The organism is Ruegeria sp. CJ3 (assembly GCF_056536725.1).
Map to the genome: position 1 here is coordinate 223,464 of NZ_JBQFQE010000006.1, position 20,142 is coordinate 243,605.

Annotated in this window: 23 protein-coding genes; 12 read left to right on the top strand and 11 right to left on the bottom strand. The window is 60.7% G+C overall.

Going from position 1 to position 20,142, the window contains the following annotated elements; translation table 11 throughout:
• The first annotated feature begins 153 nt into the window (after positions 1-153).
• From ACR0J1_RS13095 to ACR0J1_RS13140, 10 genes are all read left to right on the top strand, one after another.
• Positions 154-708 carry a DUF3305 domain-containing protein gene (locus ACR0J1_RS13095; RefSeq protein ID WP_480733253.1) on the top strand — a complete coding sequence of 185 codons (555 nt, stop codon included), beginning with the start codon at positions 154-156 and terminating at the stop codon, positions 706-708.
• The gene (locus ACR0J1_RS13100) at positions 705-1,295 is read left to right on the top strand and encodes a DUF3306 domain-containing protein (protein WP_480733254.1); all 591 of its coding nucleotides are present in this window, start codon (positions 705-707) and stop codon (positions 1,293-1,295) included. Before ACR0J1_RS13095 ends, ACR0J1_RS13100 begins: the two co-directional genes overlap by 4 nt.
• A 4-nt stretch (positions 1,296-1,299) precedes the next feature.
• Positions 1,300-1,908 carry a TorD/DmsD family molecular chaperone gene (locus ACR0J1_RS13105; RefSeq protein WP_480733255.1) on the top strand — a complete coding sequence of 203 codons (609 nt, stop codon included), beginning with the start codon at positions 1,300-1,302 and terminating at the stop codon, positions 1,906-1,908.
• Positions 1,909-1,965: 57 nt separating this feature from the next.
• The gene (locus tag ACR0J1_RS13110; RefSeq protein WP_170331193.1) at positions 1,966-2,154 is read left to right on the top strand and encodes a ubiquinol-cytochrome c reductase iron-sulfur subunit N-terminal domain-containing protein; all 189 of its coding nucleotides are present in this window, start codon (positions 1,966-1,968) and stop codon (positions 2,152-2,154) included.
• 104 nt (positions 2,155-2,258) lie between these two features.
• Positions 2,259-5,153, top strand: a complete 2,895-nt coding sequence (locus tag ACR0J1_RS13115) for a formate dehydrogenase subunit alpha (RefSeq protein WP_480733256.1) — start codon at positions 2,259-2,261, stop codon at positions 5,151-5,153.
• 11 nt (positions 5,154-5,164) lie between these two features.
• Complete coding sequence (fdh3B, locus tag ACR0J1_RS13120) at positions 5,165-5,758, top strand: formate dehydrogenase FDH3 subunit beta (protein WP_010439472.1); 594 nt, start codon at positions 5,165-5,167, stop codon at positions 5,756-5,758.
• A 96-nt stretch (positions 5,759-5,854) separates the two neighbouring features.
• Positions 5,855-7,036, top strand: coding sequence for a formate dehydrogenase subunit gamma (locus ACR0J1_RS13125; protein ID WP_480733257.1), 1,182 nt, complete (start codon positions 5,855-5,857; stop codon positions 7,034-7,036).
• Positions 7,037-8,299, top strand: coding sequence for a c-type cytochrome (locus tag ACR0J1_RS13130; RefSeq protein WP_480733258.1), 1,263 nt, complete (start codon positions 7,037-7,039; stop codon positions 8,297-8,299).
• Positions 8,300-8,312: 13 nt separating this feature from the next.
• Positions 8,313-8,438, top strand: coding sequence for a hypothetical protein (locus ACR0J1_RS13135; RefSeq protein ID WP_480733259.1), 126 nt, complete (start codon positions 8,313-8,315; stop codon positions 8,436-8,438).
• Positions 8,439-9,311: a substrate-binding domain-containing protein gene (locus ACR0J1_RS13140; protein ID WP_480733260.1), complete on the top strand. Its 873-nt coding sequence runs from the start codon at positions 8,439-8,441 to the stop codon at positions 9,309-9,311.
• Positions 9,312-9,365: 54 nt separating this feature from the next.
• Here ACR0J1_RS13140 and ACR0J1_RS13145 read toward each other — a convergent pair whose 3' ends face one another.
• The 11 genes from ACR0J1_RS13145 to ACR0J1_RS13195 all read right to left on the bottom strand — a co-directional run bounded on the left by ACR0J1_RS13145 (position 9,366) and on the right by ACR0J1_RS13195 (position 19,094).
• Positions 9,366-10,178, bottom strand: a complete 813-nt coding sequence (locus tag ACR0J1_RS13145) for an ABC transporter substrate-binding protein (RefSeq protein ID WP_480733261.1) — start codon at positions 10,176-10,178, stop codon at positions 9,366-9,368.
• 22 nt (positions 10,179-10,200) lie between these two features.
• The gene (locus ACR0J1_RS13150) at positions 10,201-10,935 is read right to left on the bottom strand and encodes an ATP-binding cassette domain-containing protein (protein ID WP_480733262.1); all 735 of its coding nucleotides are present in this window, start codon (positions 10,933-10,935) and stop codon (positions 10,201-10,203) included.
• Positions 10,928-11,641 carry an ABC transporter permease gene (locus ACR0J1_RS13155; protein WP_480733263.1) on the bottom strand — a complete coding sequence of 238 codons (714 nt, stop codon included), beginning with the start codon at positions 11,639-11,641 and terminating at the stop codon, positions 10,928-10,930. The genes ACR0J1_RS13150 and ACR0J1_RS13155 overlap by 8 nt, the downstream gene beginning before the upstream one ends.
• A 157-nt stretch (positions 11,642-11,798) precedes the next feature.
• Entirely contained in the window at positions 11,799-12,788 is a 990-nt protein-coding gene (locus ACR0J1_RS13160; protein WP_480733264.1) for an ABC transporter substrate-binding protein, read from the bottom strand.
• A gap of 53 nt (positions 12,789-12,841) precedes the next feature.
• Positions 12,842-13,687, bottom strand: coding sequence for an ABC transporter permease (locus tag ACR0J1_RS13165; RefSeq protein ID WP_480733265.1), 846 nt, complete (start codon positions 13,685-13,687; stop codon positions 12,842-12,844).
• Positions 13,684-14,601, bottom strand: coding sequence for an ABC transporter permease (locus tag ACR0J1_RS13170; protein WP_480733266.1), 918 nt, complete (start codon positions 14,599-14,601; stop codon positions 13,684-13,686). The genes ACR0J1_RS13165 and ACR0J1_RS13170 overlap by 4 nt, the downstream gene beginning before the upstream one ends.
• Positions 14,598-15,029 carry an N-acetyltransferase family protein gene (locus ACR0J1_RS13175; protein WP_480733267.1) on the bottom strand — a complete coding sequence of 144 codons (432 nt, stop codon included), beginning with the start codon at positions 15,027-15,029 and terminating at the stop codon, positions 14,598-14,600. Before ACR0J1_RS13175 ends, ACR0J1_RS13170 begins: the two co-directional genes overlap by 4 nt.
• On the bottom strand, positions 15,029-15,823 hold the full coding sequence (locus tag ACR0J1_RS13180) for an ABC transporter ATP-binding protein (protein WP_480733268.1): 795 nt from the start codon (positions 15,821-15,823) through the stop codon (positions 15,029-15,031). The genes ACR0J1_RS13175 and ACR0J1_RS13180 overlap by 1 nt, the downstream gene beginning before the upstream one ends.
• Positions 15,823-16,296, bottom strand: a complete 474-nt coding sequence (locus tag ACR0J1_RS13185; protein WP_480733269.1) for a hypothetical protein — start codon at positions 16,294-16,296, stop codon at positions 15,823-15,825. Before ACR0J1_RS13185 ends, ACR0J1_RS13180 begins: the two co-directional genes overlap by 1 nt.
• Positions 16,297-17,751 carry a dihydropyrimidinase gene (gene hydA, locus ACR0J1_RS13190; RefSeq protein ID WP_480733270.1) on the bottom strand — a complete coding sequence of 485 codons (1,455 nt, stop codon included), beginning with the start codon at positions 17,749-17,751 and terminating at the stop codon, positions 16,297-16,299. It lies immediately after the preceding gene.
• A 92-nt stretch (positions 17,752-17,843) separates the two neighbouring features.
• Positions 17,844-19,094 carry a Zn-dependent hydrolase gene (locus tag ACR0J1_RS13195; protein WP_480733271.1) on the bottom strand — a complete coding sequence of 417 codons (1,251 nt, stop codon included), beginning with the start codon at positions 19,092-19,094 and terminating at the stop codon, positions 17,844-17,846.
• Positions 19,095-19,265: 171 nt separating this feature from the next.
• Between ACR0J1_RS13195 and ACR0J1_RS13200 the strand changes: the two genes are divergently transcribed.
• Entirely contained in the window at positions 19,266-19,874 is a 609-nt protein-coding gene (locus tag ACR0J1_RS13200) for a TetR family transcriptional regulator C-terminal domain-containing protein (RefSeq protein WP_480733323.1), read from the top strand.
• 34 nt (positions 19,875-19,908) lie between these two features.
• Complete coding sequence (locus ACR0J1_RS13205) at positions 19,909-20,133, top strand: N-(5'-phosphoribosyl)anthranilate isomerase (RefSeq protein WP_480733272.1); 225 nt, start codon at positions 19,909-19,911, stop codon at positions 20,131-20,133.
• Positions 20,134-20,142 lie beyond the last annotated feature (9 nt).

Genomic DNA, 20,142 nt, shown 5'->3' on the forward strand with positions numbered 1-20,142 from the left:
TTTTCACCATCACTCGACGCGATGTGCCGCGTTTGCGAATAAAGAGTTAGTGAATACGACTGAACGAGGCCAAACTAGACTTGGCACAGCGTCACTTTATGTACCATAGTACATTCAAGCGAAGGCAGGGGAGAGCCTTCCAGGGAGGACCACGTGGCCAAGGCCGCAAACCAGATCGAAATGCCGGTTGGCGTCGTTGTGCGCAAAACACCCGGGGTCACACGCTGGGCCCGATGGAGTTGGCGCGCAGTCGGCTTGTTGCCCGGCGCAGGCCCCGCCGATTGGCAGGAACTGCGCCGCGAAGGCGAAGCTGTGGAGTACCACGCCGCGACCCTGCCCCTAACCTTATGGGCCGATGAAACCGAGGCCTACATGGTCAACCTCTCGGACGGGCAGCCCTCGGTCTATCTGGTGCTTCGAAATGAGTTGCAGGGCGATACGCCGCTGAACGCCGTGCTGATCACGGCCTCTCCGTTCGAGGGGCAGGATTATGCGGATACCGGTGAAGAGATTGTCGAGAAAATTCCGATGACCGAAGGGCTGGTTGCCTGGTTGCGGGATTTCACGTTGCAGCATCACCGAGATGAGGCGTTCGTGAAACGCCGCCGCGACAAGAAACGCGTCGATCTGGTGGAAGATGGCAAAGGCGATGCGCGCATCCGTCAGGATTCAGACGTCTATCGCGCGCCACGCAGGGTGCTGCAATGAGCCAGACGCGCGATTTCTGGTCACGCCGCAAGGCTGCCGTGCAGGCCGAAGCTGAGGCCGAGGCGCTGGCCGCCGAGGAACAGATCGTTGCGACACAACAGGCAGAACTGGAAGAAAAGAGCGACGCCGAAATACTGGCCGAATTCAACCTGCCGGACCCTGATCAGTTGCAGGCCGGAGATGACGTCTCGGGCTTCATGGCCAAGGCGGTACCCGACCGCTTGCGCCGCCGAGCCTTGCGCCGCTTGTGGCGATTGAACCCCGTGCTGGCGAATGTCGATGGTCTAGTCGACTATGGCGAGGATTACACCGACGCCGCCTGCGTGATCGAAAACCTGCAAACCGCGTATCAGGTGGGCAAAGGCATGCTGGCCCATGTCGAAGCACTGGCCGCGGAAGCAGAGCAGGACGAGGTCGAGACCGAGGCTCAGCAAACCGAGGACGTGCCAGAGGCTCAACCGATTACAGTAGAACCAATTGAAGAATTGGCCGCCGCACCTGAGCCGATCGCCGAATTGGACGAGGCGGAAGAGCTTACAGAGCTTCCCCCTGCCCCGCGCCGCATGAAATTTGAATTCGAAGGATAACCTTATGACCGCAAGCGAAGCGCAAAACATGGATATCTCGGCCGAGGATCGGTTGCGCGCAGATTTCTACAATTTTCTGGGGTTGCTGCTGGCCGGTCCACCTGATCAGCTGCTACTGGACCAAATGGCCGGCCTGAGCGGTGATGACAGCGATTTGGGTCAAGCCATTCAGGCGATGTCGCGGGTGGCAAAGGTCACCAAACCCGCCGCTGCCGAACGCGAGTTCAACGCGTTGTTCATCGGCTTGGGCCGTGGCGAACTGCTGCCCTATGCCAGTTTCTACCTGACAGGGTTCCTGAACGAAAAACCTCTGGCGCAATTGCGCAATGACATGGCCGTGCGCGGGATCACTCGTGCGCAAAACGTCTATGAGCCCGAAGACAACATCGCTTCACTGATGGAGATAATGGCAGGTATGATCGTCGGTCGGTTCGGCCCGCCTGCCCCATTGGAAGACCAGAAAGCGTTCTGGAACAAGCATATCGGCCCTTGGGCTGCACATTTCTATTCAGATTTGGAAGCCGCCGAGAACTCGGTTCTCTATGCGTCGGTCGGCACGGCCGGTCGGGTATTCATGGAGATCGAGCGCGAGGCGTTCCGAATGACGGCGTAACCCGCCACTCGCCGATGCCCCTTGGGCATCAAACCGCAATTGGGACAGGAGGAGCCCATGAGCAAGACCAAGGAAGAAGGCGCAACCCGCCGTGACTTCCTGAAACTGGCCGGAACCGCAGCACCCGCTGCCGTAGCCGCCGCCAGCCTGTCCGGGAAAGCCGAAGCAGCCGAGCTGCCGACGGATGAAACCCGGATGCAGGACACCGCGCACACGCGCGCATACATCGAAAGCACCCGGTTCTAACCGGACGCCTTCACCACCCGACTGACGGTTGCGATTGGCCCTGACGTCGGTTTGCGAAGTACCAAGCCAGCCGTGGCTGACACGGCGCGCAAGGGAGGAAAGTAATGCTTAGGAAAAAGACCAACGGGGTTGCGAGACGCCCCCAGCGGACAAGTATCCTGTCCCAGATCGGCGAGAAAACCGTCGATCGCCGCGCATTCCTGCGTGGCTCGGGCCTGACGATCGGCGGCCTTGCCGCGATCAGCGCCACGGGTGGAACCGTGACGCCAGCCAGCGCCCAGACAGCGGCCAATCAGGCCGTCGAAAACATCAAATCCGTATGCACCCACTGCTCGGTCGGCTGTACCGTCGTTGCCGAAGTGCAGAACGGTGTCTGGGTCGGGCAGGAACCCGGCTGGGACAGCCCGTTCAACCTGGGTGCGCACTGCGCCAAGGGGGCCTCGGTCCGCGAACACGCCCATGGCGAGCGCCGCCTGAAATACCCGATGAAAAAGGAAGGCGGAGAGTGGAAGCGCATCAGCTGGGAACAGGCGATCGACGAGATCGGCGACGGCATGATGAACATCCGCGAAGAATCCGGGCCGGACAGTGTGTACTGGCTGGGGTCTGCGAAACATAACAACGAACAGGCCTATCTGTTCCGCAAGTTCGCCGCCTACTGGGGTACGAACAACGTGGACCATCAGGCCCGTATCTGCCACTCTACCACTGTTGCGGGCGTTGCGAACACATGGGGCTACGGCGCCATGACCAACTCGTATAACGACATGCACAACAGCCGGGCCATCTTTATCATCGGTGGTAACCCGGCCGAGGCGCACCCCGTCTCGTTGCTGCATATCCTGCGTGCGAAAGAGCAGAATAACGCCCCCCTGATCGTCTGCGACCCACGCTTTACGCGCACCGCGGCACATGCGGATGAATATGTCCGTTTCCGCCCCGGCACCGACGTTGCACTGGTCTGGGGTATCCTGTGGCACATCTTCGACAACGGCTGGGAGGACAAAGAGTTCATCCGCACCCGTGTCTGGGGCATGGACCAGATTCAGGAAGAAGTGCGCAAGTGGAACCCCGAAGAGGTTGAGCGAGTCACCGGCACGCCCGGCTCGCAGCTGCGTCGCGTCGCCCGGACCATGGTGAACAACCGTCCCGGCACCGTCGTATGGTGCATGGGTGGTACGCAGCACACCAACGGCAACAACAACACCCGCGCCTACTGCGTGCTTCAGCTTGCGCTGGGCAACATGGGCACCTCGGGTGGCGGCACCAACATCTTCCGCGGCCACGACAACGTGCAGGGCGCGACGGACCTTGGTGTTCTGTCTCACACCCTGCCCGGCTATTATGGCCTGTCGAAGGGTGCGTGGGGTCACTGGGCCCGTGTCTGGGGTGAAGAACCTGAATGGCTGGCTGGTCAGTTCGCCACGATCAAAGACAAGGAAGGCAAGGATAAACCGCTGCAGAATGAGCGCGGCATCCCGGTTTCCCGCTGGATCGACGGTGTTCTGGAAGATCCGGCCAACATGGATCAGGACAACAACGTCCGTGCCATGGTTCTGTGGGGCCACGCGCCCAACTCGCAGACCCGGATGACGGAAATGAAGACGGCGATGGAAAAGCTGGACATGCTGGTCGTGATAGACCCGTATCCCACCGTTTCCGCCGTTCTGCATGACCGCACCGATGGTGTCTACCTGCTGCCCGCCTGTACGCAGTTCGAAACCCGTGGCTCGGTCACGGCCTCGAACCGGTCGCTACAGTGGCGCGACAAGGTGGTTGATCCGCTGTTCGAAAGTCTGCCGGACGAGGTCATCATGGCCAAGTTCGCCAACAAGTTTGGCTGGGCAGATCGGTTCTTCCGCAATATCGAGATGGACGACCCGGAAACCCCGAATGTTGAAAGCATCACGCGTGAGTTCAACTCGGGCCTCTGGACCATCGGCTATACCGGCCAGTCGCCAGAGCGTTTGAAAAGCCACATGGCCAACCAGCACACGTTCGACAGAACAACGCTGCAAGCCATTGGTGGACCCAACGACGGCGAATATTACGGTCTGCCTTGGCCCTGCTGGGGTACGGCAGAGATGGGTCATACGGGGACACCGAACCTGTATGATATGTCCAAACCGGTGGCCGAAGGCGGCCTGACCTTCCGCGCCCGTTTCGGCGTGGAACGGGATGGTGACAACCTGCTGGCTGAAGGGGTCTATAGCGTTGGATCGGAGATTCAGGACGGGTATCCCGAATTTACGATGCAGATGCTGATGGATCTCGGCTGGGATAGTGACCTGACGGCTGAGGAACGCGCAGCGATCGACGCTGTTGCGGGTCCCGAAACCAACTGGAAGACCGACCTGTCGGGCGGCATCCAGAGGGTCGCGATCGCTCATGGCTGTGCGCCCTTCGGGAACGCCAAAGCCCGCGCCGTCGTCTGGACCTTCCCGGATCCGATCCCGCTACATCGCGAGCCGCTTTATACGCCGCGTCGCGATCTGGTGGCAGACTATCCGACCTACGAGGACCGTCAGGCCTATCGCCTGCCTACCCTTTATGCTTCGATCCAAAAGAACGACTTTTCAAAGGATTACCCGATAATCCTCACGTCAGGTCGTCTGGTCGAATATGAAGGCGGCGGCGAGGAAACCCGGTCGAACCCGTGGTTGGCCGAGCTGCAGCAGGATATGTTCGTCGAGATCAACCCGCGCGATGCCAACAACCTTGGTATCCGTGACGGGCAACAGGTCTGGGTCGAAGGTCCGGAAGGTGGAAAGGTCAAGGTGATGGCGATGCTGACCAACAGGGTCGGTGCCGGCGTGGCCTTCATGCCCTTCCACTTCGGTGGCCATTTCCAGGGCGACGACCTCAGGTCGAAATATCCAGCTGGTGCAGATCCCTATGTGCTGGGTGAAAGTTCCAACACCGCCCAGACCTATGGCTACGATTCAGTGACACAGATGCAGGAGTCCAAGGTGACGCTCTGCAAAATCTGGTCAGCGTAAGGAGGACGACAATGGCTAGAGCAAAGTTTCTCTGCGACGCTGAACGCTGCATCGAGTGCAACGCCTGTGTCACCGCGTGTAAGAACGAGCACGAGGTGCCATGGGGCATCAACCGCCGCAGGGTGGTAACGATCAATGACGGCAACCCGGGCGAACGTTCGATCTCGGTGGCCTGCATGCATTGCTCGGATGCGCCTTGCATGGCGGTGTGCCCGGTCGACTGCTTCTATCAGAACGAAGAAGGGGTTGTCCTGCACTCCAAGGACCTGTGCATTGGTTGCGGCTATTGCTTCTACGCGTGCCCCTTCGGCGCGCCGCAATATCCTCAGGCGGGCAACTTCGGATCGCGCGGCAAGATGGACAAATGTACCTTCTGTGCTGGCGGCCCCGAAGAAACGCACTCGACCGCAGAGTTCGCCAAATACGGTCGCAACCGGATCGCCGAGGGCAAACTGCCCATCTGCGCCGAGATGTGTTCCACCAAGGCCCTGCTTGCCGGTGACGGCGACGTAGTGTCGGCCGTCTACCGCGAACGCGTCGTGGCGCGCGGATTTGGCTCGGGCGCCTGGGGTTGGGGCACAGCCTACGACCAGAAAGACGGCTGATCCGTCCGCAAAACGCACCGGCGCGCGCAATGTGCGCCGGTGCAGCAAAAGATTTTTCGACGAAAAATCTCGGCCGCAACCGTCGACGAGGGTGACATGGCGTTTCTGCGACTTCTCTTTTGTTTGTTCGTTCTGACCGTCCCTGCATTGGCGCAGGACGCTCCGGACCGCGCATCAACCGGCGGTGCCACGACGCTCGAGGATATCCTCGCCCGCCAACGCGGCGAAAAGGTCGACAACAGTTTTCGTTCGGAAAACACCGGCGCGGGCAATGTCGAGGGCCTGCTGGGGCAATTGGGTACGCGCGGCGTGGCCTCGGACAGCGAAGTATACCGCGCGCTGCGCTACGGGTCTGCCGATGTCACGGTATCGTCGCGGGGACCCGCAGACGGCGTTCTGATCCAGGACGGCGGCATGTGGTGGCTGAATTTCCGCACCGGTCCGCTGCGCGAATATGGCACCTATATTCTGGGCGGCATGTTCGTGATCCTGATCCTGTTCGGCCTGCTGCGCGGCAAGATCAGAATTGACGGAGAAAAAACGGGCCGCACGGTCACCCGTTTCTCGGGCGTCGAACGCTTTGGCCACTGGCTATTCGGCGGCTCGTTCCTTGTGCTGGGCTTCACAGGCCTGCTGACGCTTTACGGACGCGATTTTCTGATCCCGGTCGTCGGGAAAGACGGCTTTGCCACCATCGCGCAGGGCTGTAAGTGGCTGCACAACAACATGGCCTGGGCGTTCATGCTTGGGCTGGTCATCATCACCGTGAAGTGGATCTCCCACAACATCCCCAACCGGACCGACCTGCGCTGGCTGGCCGCTGGCGGCGGCCTGTTCACCAAAAACAGCCACCCGCCCGCCAAAAAGTTCAACGCGGGGCAAAAGATCATCTTCTGGTCCTGCATCGTCCTCGGCGTCTCGATCAGCCTGTCCGGCCTGTCGCTGCTGTTCCCCTTCGAACTGCCGCTGTTTGCCAAAACCTTCTCGGTCGCGAATGCAACCGGCCTGCCGCAGATGATGGGCCTGAACCTGCCCGTCCAGATGTCGCCGCAGGAGGAGATGCAATATGCTCAGGTCTGGCACGTGATGATCGCCTATGTCTTCCTTGCCATCATCATCGCCCATATCTACCTCGGGTCCGTCGGAATGGAGGGCGCGTTCGAGGCGATGGGTTCCGGCGAGGTCGAGGAACAATGGGCACGCGAACATCACTCGCTGTGGCTGCAGGAGGTGCAGGAAAAAGAGGCCGACAAAGCCGTGGCCTCTCCGGCGGAATAGATGCGCACACTAGCCCTGGTTCTGGCGCTGCTGCCCCTGCCCGCCGCAGCCGAGTTCTTTACCCTCAAAGGCCACGGAGGCCCCATCATGGGCATCGCAACTGCGCCCGACGGGCGGATTGCGACGGCCAGTTTCGACAATTCGGTGGGCCTCTGGTCAGGGCGCGCGCCCACATGGCTTGAAGGGCATGACGCCGCGGTCAACAGCGTTGCTTTCAACGGCACGGCGATCTATTCGGCAGGCGATGACTTTACCCTCCGGCGCTGGCCGGGCGGTCAGATCGTCGGTCAGCACAAGGGCAAGATCGTCGGCATTGCGGCCTCGAAAACCCATGTCGCGACCGCCAGTTGGGACGGGACGATCGGCCTGTGGCCCGTCGATGGCTCGGCCCCACGCATGCTGGGACCCACGGGTGCTGGCGTTAACGCGGTGGTGTTCTCTCCTGACGGCCAGACGCTCTATTCCGCCGGGATGAACGGTACCTTGCGCCGCTGGGACGTGCCAACAGGTCAGGAAACGCAGCGTCTGATTGAGCATGGCTTCGGCATTAACGAGCTCGCTCTGAATGCCGCCGACAACTGGATTGCCTATGGTGCCGTCGATGGCGTCACCCGCATTCATGACCTGACCACGGGCGAGGAACGAGATTTCACCCTTGACCGCCGCCCGATCCTTGCCCTTGCGCTCAGCCCCGACCGGCGGTTGCTGGCGGTGGGGGATGGCGAAGGCTACATCATGCTCATCGACACGGTCGACTGGCGCATCGCGCACGACTTCCGCGCCACGCTGCGGGGGCCGGTCTGGGCACTGGCCTTCTCGGCGGATGGTGCAAACATCCATGCGGGCGGCATCGACGAGGCGATGTATAGCTGGCCCGTTGCCGCGCTTGGGGATCACGAACAATTGGGCAGCGAAGAACCCACCTTCCTGCGTGATCCCGACGAGATGAGCAATGGCGAGCGCCAATTCAATCGTAAATGTTCGATCTGCCACAGTCTGACACCCGACAGCCAAAGACGGGCTGGCCCCACGCTGCACGGCATATTCGGGCGGCAGGCGGGAACGCTACCGGGATATTTGTACTCGGACATCCTGCAAGACTCTGATATTATTTGGGATGATAAGACGATAAACGCTCTTTTCGATCTGGGGCCGGACCACTACATTCCGGGGTCAAAGATGCCGATGCAACGCATCACGGGCCCGCAGGACCGGGCCGACCTGATCGCCTTTCTGCGCCGCGCCACGGTGCCGGAAAACTGAGCCGGAGGAGACTATGAAAGCCTTTCTAGCCGCCGTCGCCGCGATGGCCGTCATCACCGCCGCAGCGCCCTACACGCTGGACCAGATCGGGTTCAGCGCGGCGGATGCGGGCACAAGCCCGGCTGTGCGACTCGACTGAATGCAGGATTATCTGACGACGCGCGAACTGGCCGATTTGCTGCGCATCGGCGAGCGCAAGGCCTATGACCTGGCGTCCTCGGGCGAAATCCCCTGCGTCCGCGCTATGGGCAAACTGCTGTTCCCCCGGGCCGAGATCATCGCCTGGCTAAACGCCTCCCGTTCGGGCCCGCAGGTGGCCGAGCCGCCTCTGCCCCCGATTGTCGCGGGCAGCCATGACCCGCTGCTGGACTGGGCGTTACGAGAAAGTGGTTCGGGCCTCGCCACCTATTACGACGGCTCCTTTGACGGGCTGCAGCGCCTGCACGACCGAAGTGCTCAAGCTGCCGCCTTGCATATCCACGAAGAAGACGGCTTTAACGCCCAGAGCCTACGCGACAGCGTCGGCGAAGCCCCGGTGATCCTGCTGGAAATCGCCCACCGGCAGCGCGGGCTACTGCTGGCTCCGGGCGTCTCGAACATCTCCGGCTTTAAGGACCTGAAAGGCCGCCGTGTCATCCTGCGCCAAGATAGCGCCGCCAGCCAGCATCTGTTCGACGCCCAACTCAAAGCCTGCGGGCTGACACGCGCCGATCTCGACACCCTGCCCACTTGTGCCCGCACCGAGGAAGAACTGGCCATCGCCCTGCACGACTCGAAGGCCGAGGCCGGTTTCGGACTGGGCGCGCTGGCCGGTCTCTATGATCTGGGCTTCGCCCCAACCCACTCCGAACGTCTGGACCTCGCCATCTGGCGACGTGCCTATTTCGACGCTCCGCTACAAAAACTCCTAAACTTCCTGCACAGCGATCGCTTCACAACCCGCGCTGCCGAATTCGGCAGCTACGATCTGACACATCTGGGCCGTATCCACCACAACGGCGCAAGCGGCTGACGCACTTCATCTTTTCCCAAATACTCTCGCCGAAGGCATTGGCCGCAGGCCAATTCACCGCGCATTGGGAAAAAACAACTGCTGCCCGTCCACCATATAGGACCCGATCGCTGCCTGCCCGTGTGGCCCGGTCAGCCAATCAATGAACCGCTGTCCCGCCGCCGCCCGTACGCCCGGGTGTTTTTCGGGGTTCACGAGGATCACCCCGTATTGGTTGAACAGACGCGGGTCACCCTCGACCAGCACCGTCAGATCACCCCGGTTACCAAAGGACAGCCACGTCGCCCGGTCGGTCAGCACATAGGCGCCCATGCCGCTGGCCACGTTCAGCGTCGCGCCCATGCCCGAGCCTGTCTCGCGATACCATGTTCCCGATGCTCCGGTCGGATCAATGCCCGCATCAGCCCAATGGCGCATCTCGGCCTTGTGGGTACCGCTATCGTCCCCGCGCGAGGTAAACGGAGCTCCGGACCCCGCCACGGCGGCTAGGGCGGCAACGATATCCTCGCCCCCCGCCACCCCCGCCGGATCAGATGTCGGCCCGATCAGCACAAAGTCGTTATACATAACATCCAGCCGCTCGACGCCCCAACCGTCGGCCACAAAGGCCTCCTCGGCGGGTTTGGAATGAACCAGCAGAACGTCTCCGTCGCCGTTGGTTGCGTTGCGGATGGCCTGCCCGGTGCCGACCGCCACTACGCGCACGTCAATGCCAGTTTCCGCCTCAAACCCGGGCAGGATGTAATCCAGCAGGCCCGAATTTTGCGTCGACGTGGTGGATTGCACGACGATAAAGGCCTCTTCGGCCGAGGCCCCCGCGGCCAACCCGACCACGACCGTCAGGGCCCGAGCGAAATACCCGATCATTGAATTTCTCCGTCATTCGAAATTACGTCACCAAACCGCCCGCCAGATACCGGCGCGCGGCATCGCTTTGCGGCGCGTCCAGCACCTGCCGCGCCGCGCCATGTTCCACCACGTGACCGGCCTGCATCATGACGATATCCTCGGCCAGCCGCCGCGCCTGCCCGATGTCATGCGTCACCATGACAATACGCACCCCGCGGGCCGAGGCGCGCAGCACCATCCGTTCAATCACCTGCGTCGCACCGGGATCCAGCGCACTGGTAGGTTCGTCCAGGAACAGCGTCTCGGGCTCAAGTGCCAGCGCGCGAAGGATGGCCAGGCGCTGCGCCTCGCCGCCAGATAGCGAGCGGGCCGACTGGCGCGCCTTGCCTTCCAGCCCACCTTCGGCCAGCAACTCTGCGATACGATGCTTGCGAAGCCCGCGGGGGACAGCCTGCCGTTTCAGCACAAAATCCAGATTGGCCGACACCGAGCGCCGCAGCAGCACCGGGCTTTGGAATACCATGGCCTGCCGCGCCTTGTGACCGGCGTTCAGCGGTTGCCCGTCCTGACACACCCGTCCGCGATCCGGCGAGATCAACCCGTGCAGACACCGCAGCAACAGGCTTTTGCCCGCACCGTTCGGCCCCAATATCAGCGTCGGCCCCGGGCCGTCGAGGATCAGGCGCGGCACCTCGAGCAGCGCTTTGCCGTTGCGGTTGATATGCAGATCACGCACCTCGATCACGCCCGGCATCCCGGCCACCACATCACGCATGGCGCAGTCCCTCCTGCTCGGCCCGCAGGGTCAGGGCGCTGACCATTGCGTTCACCGCAACAGCAATCCCGATCAGGATCGCGCCCAGTGCCAACGCCAACGCCAGATTGCCCTTCGAGGTTTCAAGCGCAATGGTCGTGGTCATCACCCGTGTCACATGATTGATGTTGCCCCCGACAATGATCACCGCACCGACCTCGGCGATGGCGCGTCCAAACCCGGCCAGCAGCGCCGTCACCAGCGCCAGCCGCGCATCCCACAGCAGCACCGGAACCGAGGCCAGACGGGAGACGCCCAAGGATCGCAGCTGTTCCGAGTATTCTTCGGCCAGCATCTCGACCACCTGCCGGGTCAGGGCCGCCACGATGGGCGTCACCAGAACGACTTGCGCAATTATCATCGCCGTGGGGGTGTAAAGCAGTTCCAATACGCCCAGAGGCCCCGAGCGTGACAGCATCAGATAGACAAGCAGGCCAACGACGACCGGCGGGAAGCCCATCAGCGCATTCATCAGAATGATCAAAACCCGCCGCCCCGGAAACCGCGCAACCGCCAGCGCAGCCCCGACCGGCATCCCGATCACCGCAGAAATCAGGACCGCAAAGACCGATACCCGCAGCGACAGCAGCACGATCGCCCAAAGCTCGGCATCGCCGTTCAGGATCAGAGTCAACGCGTGACTGAATTCTGATGCAAATCCCTGCATTTTATTCCGATTAGTCAGTATTTCGTCGCGAAATGCGTTATATTACAATGAAATACTAGCCCATCGACCGCGCAAGTACAGACACAAATCCGACATCCATAACGAAAAACGCGGCCCCCCAGGGGGACCGCGCTTCAGCCATCTAGAAGCGTCGCGCCTAGTTCAGCGCCGCATCCGTGATCTGATGTGTCCACGCGCCCTCGGGCTGGGCGGTGATCACGGGATCAGAGCCGCCCGCCAGCAGCGTCGCCACTGTGCGGTCAAAATCCGCCGGGTCCAGCGCGCCATTCGATCCGGCTGTCAGCTTGGCGATCTCACCCATCATCCGCTTTTGATGCTCTTCCGTCTGCGCGCCGGTCTCGTCGTTTTCCAGCACGATGTCAGCAGCTTCGTCCGGGTGCTCCTCGGCGTATTTCCAGCCCTTCATCGAGGCGCGCACGAAACGCTCCATCTTGTCGACAAAGGCGGTATCGCTCAGGTTTTCTTCCAGCACATACAGACCATCCTCAAGCGTCGCGACGCCCTGATCCTCGTATTTAAAGGTCACCAGTTCTTCGGGCGTGACACCTGCATCGATGACCTGCCAGTATTCATTGTAGGTCATGGTACTGATGCAATCGGCCTGACGCTGCAGCAAAGGATCAACGTTAAAGCCCTGCTTTAGAACCTCTACACCGCTGTCACTTTTGCCATCCGTGCTAATGCCAAGCTGGCTCATCCAGCTCATGAAGGGGAATTCGTTGCCGAAGAACCAGACGCCCAGCGTGCGGTTTTTCAGATCATCGGGCGAGGCAATCCCCGCATCCGTCCAGCAGGTCAACATCATGCCCGAGCTTTTGAACGGCTGCGCGATGTTGACCAGCGGCAGGCCCTTTTCCCGCGCTGCCAGCGCCGCAGGCATCCACTCCACGGTCACGTCCGCGCCGCCGCCCGCAATCACCTGAGTCGGCGCGATATCGGGACCACCGGGCAGGATGGTGACGTCCAGCCCCTCTTCCTCGTAGAACCCCTTGTCCTTGGCCACGTAATAGCCCGCGAACTGGGCCTGCGTGACCCATTTCAGCTGCAATGTCACCTCATCCGCCGACCAGGCCGCTGTGGCGGCCAGGCTAAAGGCGGCGACCGCCCCGCTGAGTAGCTTCTTCATCTTCATGTCTCCTAGTTGCTGTTGGTGCCCCGTTTTCGGGGTCTGTTGAATTCTTATCCTCTTTGCGACGGGTGCCAGAAAGTCACCGTTTTCTCGATCATAGCGACCAGCCCATAGAACAGGGTTCCGGCCAGCGCGGCCACCACGATCTCGGCCCAGACCATATCCAGCGCAAGCTGCCCGACGCTGGTCGAAATCCGAAAGCCCATGCCGACAACGGGCGAGCCAAAGAACTCGGCCACGATAGCGCCGATCAGCGCCAGAGTGGTAGAAATCTTCAGGCCATTGAACACAAAGGGCATCGCGGCGGGAAGGCGCAGCTTCAGGAAGCTTTGCCAATAGGTTGCGGCATAGGTCTCCATCAGGTCACGCTGCATCGCAGTCGCCTCGCGCAGCCCAGCCACGGTGTTCACCAGCATCGGAAAGAACACCATCACCACCACGACCGCCGCCTTTGAGTGCCAGTCGAACCCGAACCACATCACCAGAACCGGGGCGGTTCCGACAATGGGCAAGGCCGCCACGAAATTGCCCACGGGCAGCAGCCCGAGGCGCAGGAACTCCCACCGGTCGACCGCTATGGCCGTCAGGAACGCGGCGGTACAGCCGATGATGTAACCGCTCAGCGCGCCCTTGAGGATGGTCTGCACGAAATCGGCCCACAGGATCGGCAGGCTGTCGCCAAACCGCACGGCGATGACCGAGGGCGCTGGCAGAATGACCAGAGGCACGTCGAGCCCGCGCACCAGCAGTTCCCAGATTGCGACGACGGTCAGGCCAAAGATCAGCGGAGCCAGAAACCGCACCATCTGGCTGTCGGCCTGCGGCCCGCTGGCAAGACGACTGTTGAGCCACCAGCCCAGCCCCCACAGCAAGATCGCGCCCAGGACCAGCATCATTGCGTCATCCCCATCCGTTTCAGGACCGTTCGCTCCAACAGCCCCAGCAGCCCCACCAACGCAGCCGCCAGAATGGCCGCACCGAACAACGCCGACCAGATCTGCACCGTCTGTCCATAGTAACTGCCCGCCAGCAACCGTGCGCCCAGACCGGCAACCGCGCCGGTGGGCAGTTCACCTACAATGGCCCCAACCAGCGACGCGGCGATCCCGATCTTGAGTGAGGTAAACAGGTAGGGCATCGACGCCGGCAGCCGCAGCTTCCAGAAACTCTGCGACCGGCTGGCGCTATAGGTGCGCAGCAGATCCAATTGCATGGCATCCGGGCTGCGCAGCCCCTTCACCATGCCGACGACAACAGGGAAGAAACTCAGATAGGCCGAGATGATCGCCTTGGGAATAAGCCCCTGCACCCCGATCGAATACAGCACCACAATGATCATCGGCGCCAGAGCGATGATCGGAATGGTCTGGCTGACAATCGCCCACGGCATCACCGATAGGTCCATAACCTTGCTGTGCACAATCCCGACCGCCAGCAGAATGCCCAGCCCGGTGCCAATCGCAAACCCCAGCATCGTCGCGCTCAGCGTGACCCAGCCGTGATAGACCAGAGACCGTTTGGACGTGATCTTCTTGTTGACCGTCGAATCCCACAGCTCCAACACCACATCATGCGGCGTGGGCAGGCGCGGGCGGTTCTGCTCCCACGTGTCGGGGATGGCAAAGCTGTTGTCCCAGACCAGAACGATGTCGTATTCCAGAACGCGTTCCTTGGCGGTTGGCGGGTCCACTTCCTCACCCGCGCGCTCGGCCGCGTTCAGCGCGCTGTCGATATTCATCGGGATACAGGCGATGTACCATACGGCCACAATCGCCGCGATCACCACCATGACTGCGGTAAACTGCTTCATGCCCGCCACTCCATCCGAATGACCGGCACCGTATCCGGCGGTGTCGGAGGTTCAGTTCCCTTCTCGACAAACCCTTCACGCCGGTAAAACCGCTGCGCATCCCGATTGGGCACATGGGTTGTCAGCCACAGAAAATCGCGCCCCTCCTTGGCCTGATCCAGTAACCGCTTGCCGATCCCCTCGCCCGTGCGGAGGCAATAGAGCGCACCGACCTTATTCTCAGCGGGATCGACGGACATATAGCAATCCACCGGATTGCCCGAGACCCACATTTCGCGCTGTGGAAACGCCTCGCGGATCAGATCGGCCAGCTTATCTTCCGGCAAGTCTTCGGGCATCCAGTCGGTTTCTTCGAGCCACGTCCTGACCACCCGCGCGCAGGCCGCGACATCCTCGGGAACCGCGCGTCTGATTTCCGCCTCCGCCATCAGACCTCATCCCCATGTCCGGCCCGCAGCCCTTCGCGCACCCGATGCGCCACCTCGATGAACGCGGGCGTGTCCCTGATATCCAGAGGCCGCTCTTTCGGCAGAGGGCTGTCGATCACATCCGTGATCCGCCCGGGCCGGGGGCTCATGACGACGATCTTGGTACTCAGATACACCGCTTCGGGGATCGAGTGGGTCACGAACCCAATGGTCTTCTCCGTGCGCGCCCAAAGCGCCAGAAGCTGTTCGTTCAGATGGTCGCGCACGATCTCGTCCAGCGCGCCAAACGGCTCGTCCATAAGCAGGATGTCGGCGTCAAATGCCAGCGCCCGCGCAATGCTGGCCCGCTGCTGCATCCCGCCAGAAAGCTGCCATGGGAATTTGCCACCAAACCCTTCCAGATCAACAAGTTCCAGAACGCTCTTCACCCGCGCATCCTGTTCCATGGCGGAATAGCCCATGATCTCAAGCGGCAGCTTGATGTTCTTCGCAATGGTCCGCCACGGGTACAGCCCTGCCGCCTGAAACACATACCCATAAGCCCGCTTGCGTCGCGCCTCGTCCGGGGTCATGCCGTTGACGGTCAGGCTCCCTCCGGTCGGATGCTCAAGCGCCGCGATACAGCGCAGAAACGTGGTCTTGCCGCAGCCCGAGGGGCCAATGAAACTGACGAAATCACCCTTGTTGATGGTCAGGTTCACATCCTTCAGGGCGTGAATGGGGCCATCGTTGGTTTGGAAGGTGAGATCGAGATTTCGTGCTTCGACGACCGCATTTTGGTGTTCCTGCTCCATTAGGACTCTCTCTTGTAGAGGATCAGATAAGCCGACAAAATAGAGGCAGGGATACCAAAGAGGACTGGCCAATAATTGCTTAAGTTAAACACTTCCGAACCTTTGGACACTATTCCAACAATATATAGCCCTGCCGGTATTCCCAATGAACTCAGCAGGCTGACAGCAATTGCGGCGATCGAAACTGTCAACAACGGTAGAGTTCGCGTAGGAAGTAGATTTCCAACCAACCAACGATAAAGGAAAAATCCCGGAAACAGGGAAATCAGTATGACGGGCACCCATAAGGGGCTCCCCCAAAACAACAGGAAAGCAACCAGCCAAGGGATACCCACAACGGAATCAAAGTCGCCGCTGCCAAGGGCGAAAGGAGCAAGGCACATCAACAGCATGCTTAGCAGTATGGCCGTCGCCGAAAATCCCGCATAACGCGCGATGGGTGGGTGTTCAATTTCCCAGGTCTTTCCGCTCACCTAAACCCCCGTCGCCGGTATCCCCGTCCGCTCAACCGGTCTCGGGGCCGTCAGTTCCTTCCACGTGCTCAGCGCCCTGTTCACATGGGTATTGGCCTCGCGCGCTACGAACTCACCATGGCCTTCCTGCGTGCGGATTTCTCCATCATGTACGGCAACCTGTCCCCGCGTGAGCGTAAAGCGCGGCAGCCCTTTGACCTCTTTGCCCTCGAACACGTTGTAGTCGATTGACGACTGCTGCGTATCCGCACTGATGACCTTGGTCTTTTCGGGGTCCCAAACCACCAGATCCGCATCGGCCCCAACCAGAACCGCACCCTTTTTCGGATAGCAATTCAATATCTTGGCGATGTTCGTTGACGTCACCGCCACGAACTCGTTCGGCGTCAGGCGCCCGGTATTCACCCCATGCGTCCACAACATCGGCATCCGGTCTTCCAACCCTCCGGTCCCATTGGGGATCTTGGTAAAATCGCCCACCCCGAACCGCTTCTGGTCGGTGGTAAAGGCACAATGATCCGTCGCAACCACGCTCAACGTCCCCGAATGCAGCCCATTCCACAGACTGTCCTGATGCTGCTTGTTCCGGAACGGAGGGCTCATCACCCGCCGCGCAGCATGGTCCCAATCCTGATGGAAATACTCGCTCTCATCCAGCGTCAGGTGCTGGATCAGAGGTTCCCCCCACACCCGCTTACCCTGCATCTTGGCCCGCCGAATGGCCTCATGCGCCTCTTCGCAGGACGTATGCACCACATACAGCGGAACGCCCGCCATATCCGCAATCATGATCGCCCGGTTGGTCGCCTCCCCCTCCACCTGTGGCGGGCGGGAATAGGCATGCGCCTCGGGGCCGGTATTGCCCTCGGCCAGCAGCTTGGCGCTCAGCTCGGCCACCACATCGCCATTCTCGGCATGAACCATCGCGATTCCGCCCAGCTCGGCCAGCCGCTTGAACGAGGCAAACAACTCATCGTCATTCACCATCAGCGCGCCCTTATAGGCCATGAAATGCTTGAACGTGTTGATCCCGCGCGTCTCGATGACGGTCTTGATGTCATCGAACACCTGCTCGCCCCACCAGGTCACCGCCATGTGGAAGGAATAATCGCAATTCGCCCGGGTCGACTTGTTATCCCAACGCTTCAACGCATCCAGCAGCCCCTCGCCCGGATTGGGCAGAGCAAAATCGACCACCATCGTCGTCCCCCCCGCCAGCGCCGCGCGCGTCCCGCTTTCGAAATCATCGCTCGAATAGGTGCCCATGAATGGCATCTCCAGATGCGTATGCGGATCAATCCCGCCCGGCATGACATAACAGCCCGTCGCATCCAGTTCCTTATCCCCACGCAGATCGGGCCCGATCTCGGTAATCACCCCACCCTCGACCCTCACATCCGCCTTATATGTCAGATCAGCGGTAACAACGGTGCCGTTCTTGATAACTGTACTCATTTCAAACTCCCTGATGCGGCCTGCGCCACTTGCTTCATCTGGCCAAAAATATCCCGGGGGAGTCGCCCTCGGGCGACGGGGGCAGAGCCCCCCTACTCCACGATCTCCGCAGTATCGACAACCGCATGGAACAGAACATCCGCCCCAGCCGCGGCCCATTCCTTGCTGATCTCTTCGGCCTCGTTATGGCTCAACCCATCCACACAGGGACACATGACCATCGCCGTCGGCGCCACCCGGTTGATCCAGCAGGCATCATGCCCTGCGCCCGAGATGATATCCGTATGCGAATACCCCAACCGCTCGGCCGCATCGCGCACGGCGGCCACGCAGCCCTCATCGAATTTCACCGGGTCAAAGCCGCCGACCTTCTCAAATTCGATCTGCAGACCCATCTCATCGACAATACCCTCGGCCGCGACCCGCAACCGGTTCTCCATATCGGTGATCACCTCCAACTCGGGCGAGCGGAAATCGACCGTAAACACCACCTTCCCCGGGATCACGTTGCGCGAGTTCGGATAGACATCAATATGCCCCGCAGCACCCACCGCATGGGGTGCATGCGACCACGCAATCTCATCCACTTTCTCAAGAATACGCGCCATCGCCAGCCCGGCATTCTTACGCATCGGCATCGGAGTAGACCCGGTATGCGCATCCTTGCCAGTCACGGTGATTTGGGTCCAGCTCAATCCCTGACCATGGGTGACGACACCAATATCCTTGCCTTCAGCCTCTAGAATTGGGCCTTGCTCGATATGCAGCTCGAAAAACGCATGCATCTTGCGCGCGCCAACCTCTTCGTCACCGCGCCATCCAATACGGTTCAGTTCATCGCCAAATTTTTTCCCGTCCGCGTCTTCGCGTGCGTAAGCCCAGTCCTGAGCGTGCATCCCGGCAAAAACGCCCGAAGACAACATTGCCGGCGCGTACCGCGTTCCTTCTTCGTTGGTCCAGTTGGTAGCCACGATAGGGTGCTTGGTTTTGATACCCAGATCATTCAGCGTGCGAATAATCTCCAACCCGCCAAGCACACCCAGAACGCCGTCATATTTGCCACCAGTCGGCTGCGTATCCAGATGCGAGCCCACATAAACCGGCAGGGCCTCGGGGTCCGCCCCCTCGCGATGGGCAAACATATTCCCCATCTGATCCAGACCCATGGTACAGCCCGCCTCCTCACACCATCTCTGAAACAACGCGCGTCCTTCGGCATCCTCGTCCGTCAATGTTTGACGATTATTGCCGCCCGCAACGCCCGGGCCAATTTTGGCCATCTCCATCAGGCTGTCCCACAGCCTGTCGCCATTGATCCTGAGATTCTGCGCTGGAGCTGCCATCTTGTTCTTCCCTGTTGCTTGCGATTTGGCTCGCTTTTGGTGTCTTGATTTGACCATCTGGTCAAACTCACGCTATCACGGGTTCGACCTCAGTCAAGAAATTGAAGTGTCCTGCCAGAATTTTCGACATATTCAGCGCCCGACTGGCCGAAAAAGAGACATCAGGTGAACATGCCCAAAGACCGCGCCCCAACCCGGATTCAGCAGAAAAACCGCGCCGCGATTCTCGAGGCCGCGCTGAACGTGTTTTCCGCCCATGGATTTCGCGGTGCGACCGTCGACCAAATCGCCGCCGAGGCGGGCCTCAGTAAACCCAACCTGCTGTATTATTTCCCGTCGAAAGAGGCGATTCACACCGCACTCCTTTCCGGGTTGCTGGATGTCTGGCTGGCCCCCCTGCATACGCTGGACGAGGATGGCGACCCGCTGCAAGAGATACTGTCCTACATCCAGCGCAAGCTTGAGATGAGCCGCGATCTGCCTCGCGAAAGCCGCCTGTTCGCCAACGAACTGGTTCAGGGCGCGCCTCGTATCCGCGACGCACTGTCCAGCGACCTGAAGGAACTCGTCGATGAAAAAACCGCGATTCTCACCCGCTGGATGGATCAGGGAAAAATCGCGCGCGTTCACCCCTATCATCTGATCTTCTCGATCTGGGCCCTGACCCAGCACTACGCGGATTTCGACGTGCAGGTACGCGCAATACTCGGCGACGAAGACCCTTTCGAAGGGGCCGTCCCCTTTGTCGAAACGCTCTACAGAAAACTGCTGACGCCTTAAGGCATGCTTAACCCTATTGGGAAAAGCTCGGGCCATGATGACACGCAGGCCCAATCCCGAACCGTGGATCACACAATTGTTCTCGTCCCGCTCGGCCCGCACCGGTGCGGTCGTGCGACGTTCGGTGGCGTGGGTCGAGCGCGAAGTGGGTCATTCGGCCTTTCAGGGCGAAGTGAAACGGCGCGGATACCATCTGATCCGCACCGCCAATCAATACATAGTCATCTGCCACAACGGCCCCATCGACATACTGTTCTGAGAAAATTCG

Excerpts from the sequence above, each read along its gene's own strand:
- ACR0J1_RS13175 (WP_480733267.1), bottom strand. The coding sequence starts at position 15,029 with ATGGCGGAGGCGGAAATCAGACGCGCGGTTCCCGAGGATGTCGCGGCC.
- ACR0J1_RS13140 (WP_480733260.1), top strand. The coding sequence starts at position 8,439 with ATGCAGGATTATCTGACGACGCGCGAACTGGCCGATTTGCTGCGCATC.
- ACR0J1_RS13150 (WP_480733262.1), bottom strand. The coding sequence starts at position 10,935 with ATGCGTGATGTGGTGGCCGGGATGCCGGGCGTGATCGAGGTGCGTGAT.
- hydA (WP_480733270.1), bottom strand. The coding sequence starts at position 17,751 with ATGAGTACAGTTATCAAGAACGGCACCGTTGTTACCGCTGATCTGACA.
- ACR0J1_RS13115 (WP_480733256.1), top strand. The coding sequence starts at position 2,259 with ATGCTTAGGAAAAAGACCAACGGGGTTGCGAGACGCCCCCAGCGGACA.
- ACR0J1_RS13100 (WP_480733254.1), top strand. The coding sequence starts at position 705 with ATGAGCCAGACGCGCGATTTCTGGTCACGCCGCAAGGCTGCCGTGCAG.
- ACR0J1_RS13205 (WP_480733272.1), top strand. The coding sequence starts at position 19,909 with ATGATGACACGCAGGCCCAATCCCGAACCGTGGATCACACAATTGTTC.
- ACR0J1_RS13105 (WP_480733255.1), top strand. The coding sequence starts at position 1,300 with ATGACCGCAAGCGAAGCGCAAAACATGGATATCTCGGCCGAGGATCGG.
- ACR0J1_RS13180 (WP_480733268.1), bottom strand. The coding sequence starts at position 15,823 with ATGGAGCAGGAACACCAAAATGCGGTCGTCGAAGCACGAAATCTCGAT.
- ACR0J1_RS13200 (WP_480733323.1), top strand. The coding sequence starts at position 19,266 with ATGCCCAAAGACCGCGCCCCAACCCGGATTCAGCAGAAAAACCGCGCC.
- ACR0J1_RS13125 (WP_480733257.1), top strand. The coding sequence starts at position 5,855 with ATGGCGTTTCTGCGACTTCTCTTTTGTTTGTTCGTTCTGACCGTCCCT.
- ACR0J1_RS13130 (WP_480733258.1), top strand. The coding sequence starts at position 7,037 with ATGCGCACACTAGCCCTGGTTCTGGCGCTGCTGCCCCTGCCCGCCGCA.
- ACR0J1_RS13165 (WP_480733265.1), bottom strand. The coding sequence starts at position 13,687 with ATGATGCTGGTCCTGGGCGCGATCTTGCTGTGGGGGCTGGGCTGGTGG.
- fdh3B (WP_010439472.1), top strand. The coding sequence starts at position 5,165 with ATGGCTAGAGCAAAGTTTCTCTGCGACGCTGAACGCTGCATCGAGTGC.
- ACR0J1_RS13155 (WP_480733263.1), bottom strand. The coding sequence starts at position 11,641 with ATGCAGGGATTTGCATCAGAATTCAGTCACGCGTTGACTCTGATCCTG.
- ACR0J1_RS13135 (WP_480733259.1), top strand. The coding sequence starts at position 8,313 with ATGAAAGCCTTTCTAGCCGCCGTCGCCGCGATGGCCGTCATCACCGCC.
- ACR0J1_RS13195 (WP_480733271.1), bottom strand. The coding sequence starts at position 19,094 with ATGGCAGCTCCAGCGCAGAATCTCAGGATCAATGGCGACAGGCTGTGG.
- ACR0J1_RS13170 (WP_480733266.1), bottom strand. The coding sequence starts at position 14,601 with ATGAAGCAGTTTACCGCAGTCATGGTGGTGATCGCGGCGATTGTGGCC.
- ACR0J1_RS13145 (WP_480733261.1), bottom strand. The coding sequence starts at position 10,178 with ATGATCGGGTATTTCGCTCGGGCCCTGACGGTCGTGGTCGGGTTGGCC.
- ACR0J1_RS13110 (WP_170331193.1), top strand. The coding sequence starts at position 1,966 with ATGAGCAAGACCAAGGAAGAAGGCGCAACCCGCCGTGACTTCCTGAAA.
- ACR0J1_RS13160 (WP_480733264.1), bottom strand. The coding sequence starts at position 12,788 with ATGAAGAAGCTACTCAGCGGGGCGGTCGCCGCCTTTAGCCTGGCCGCC.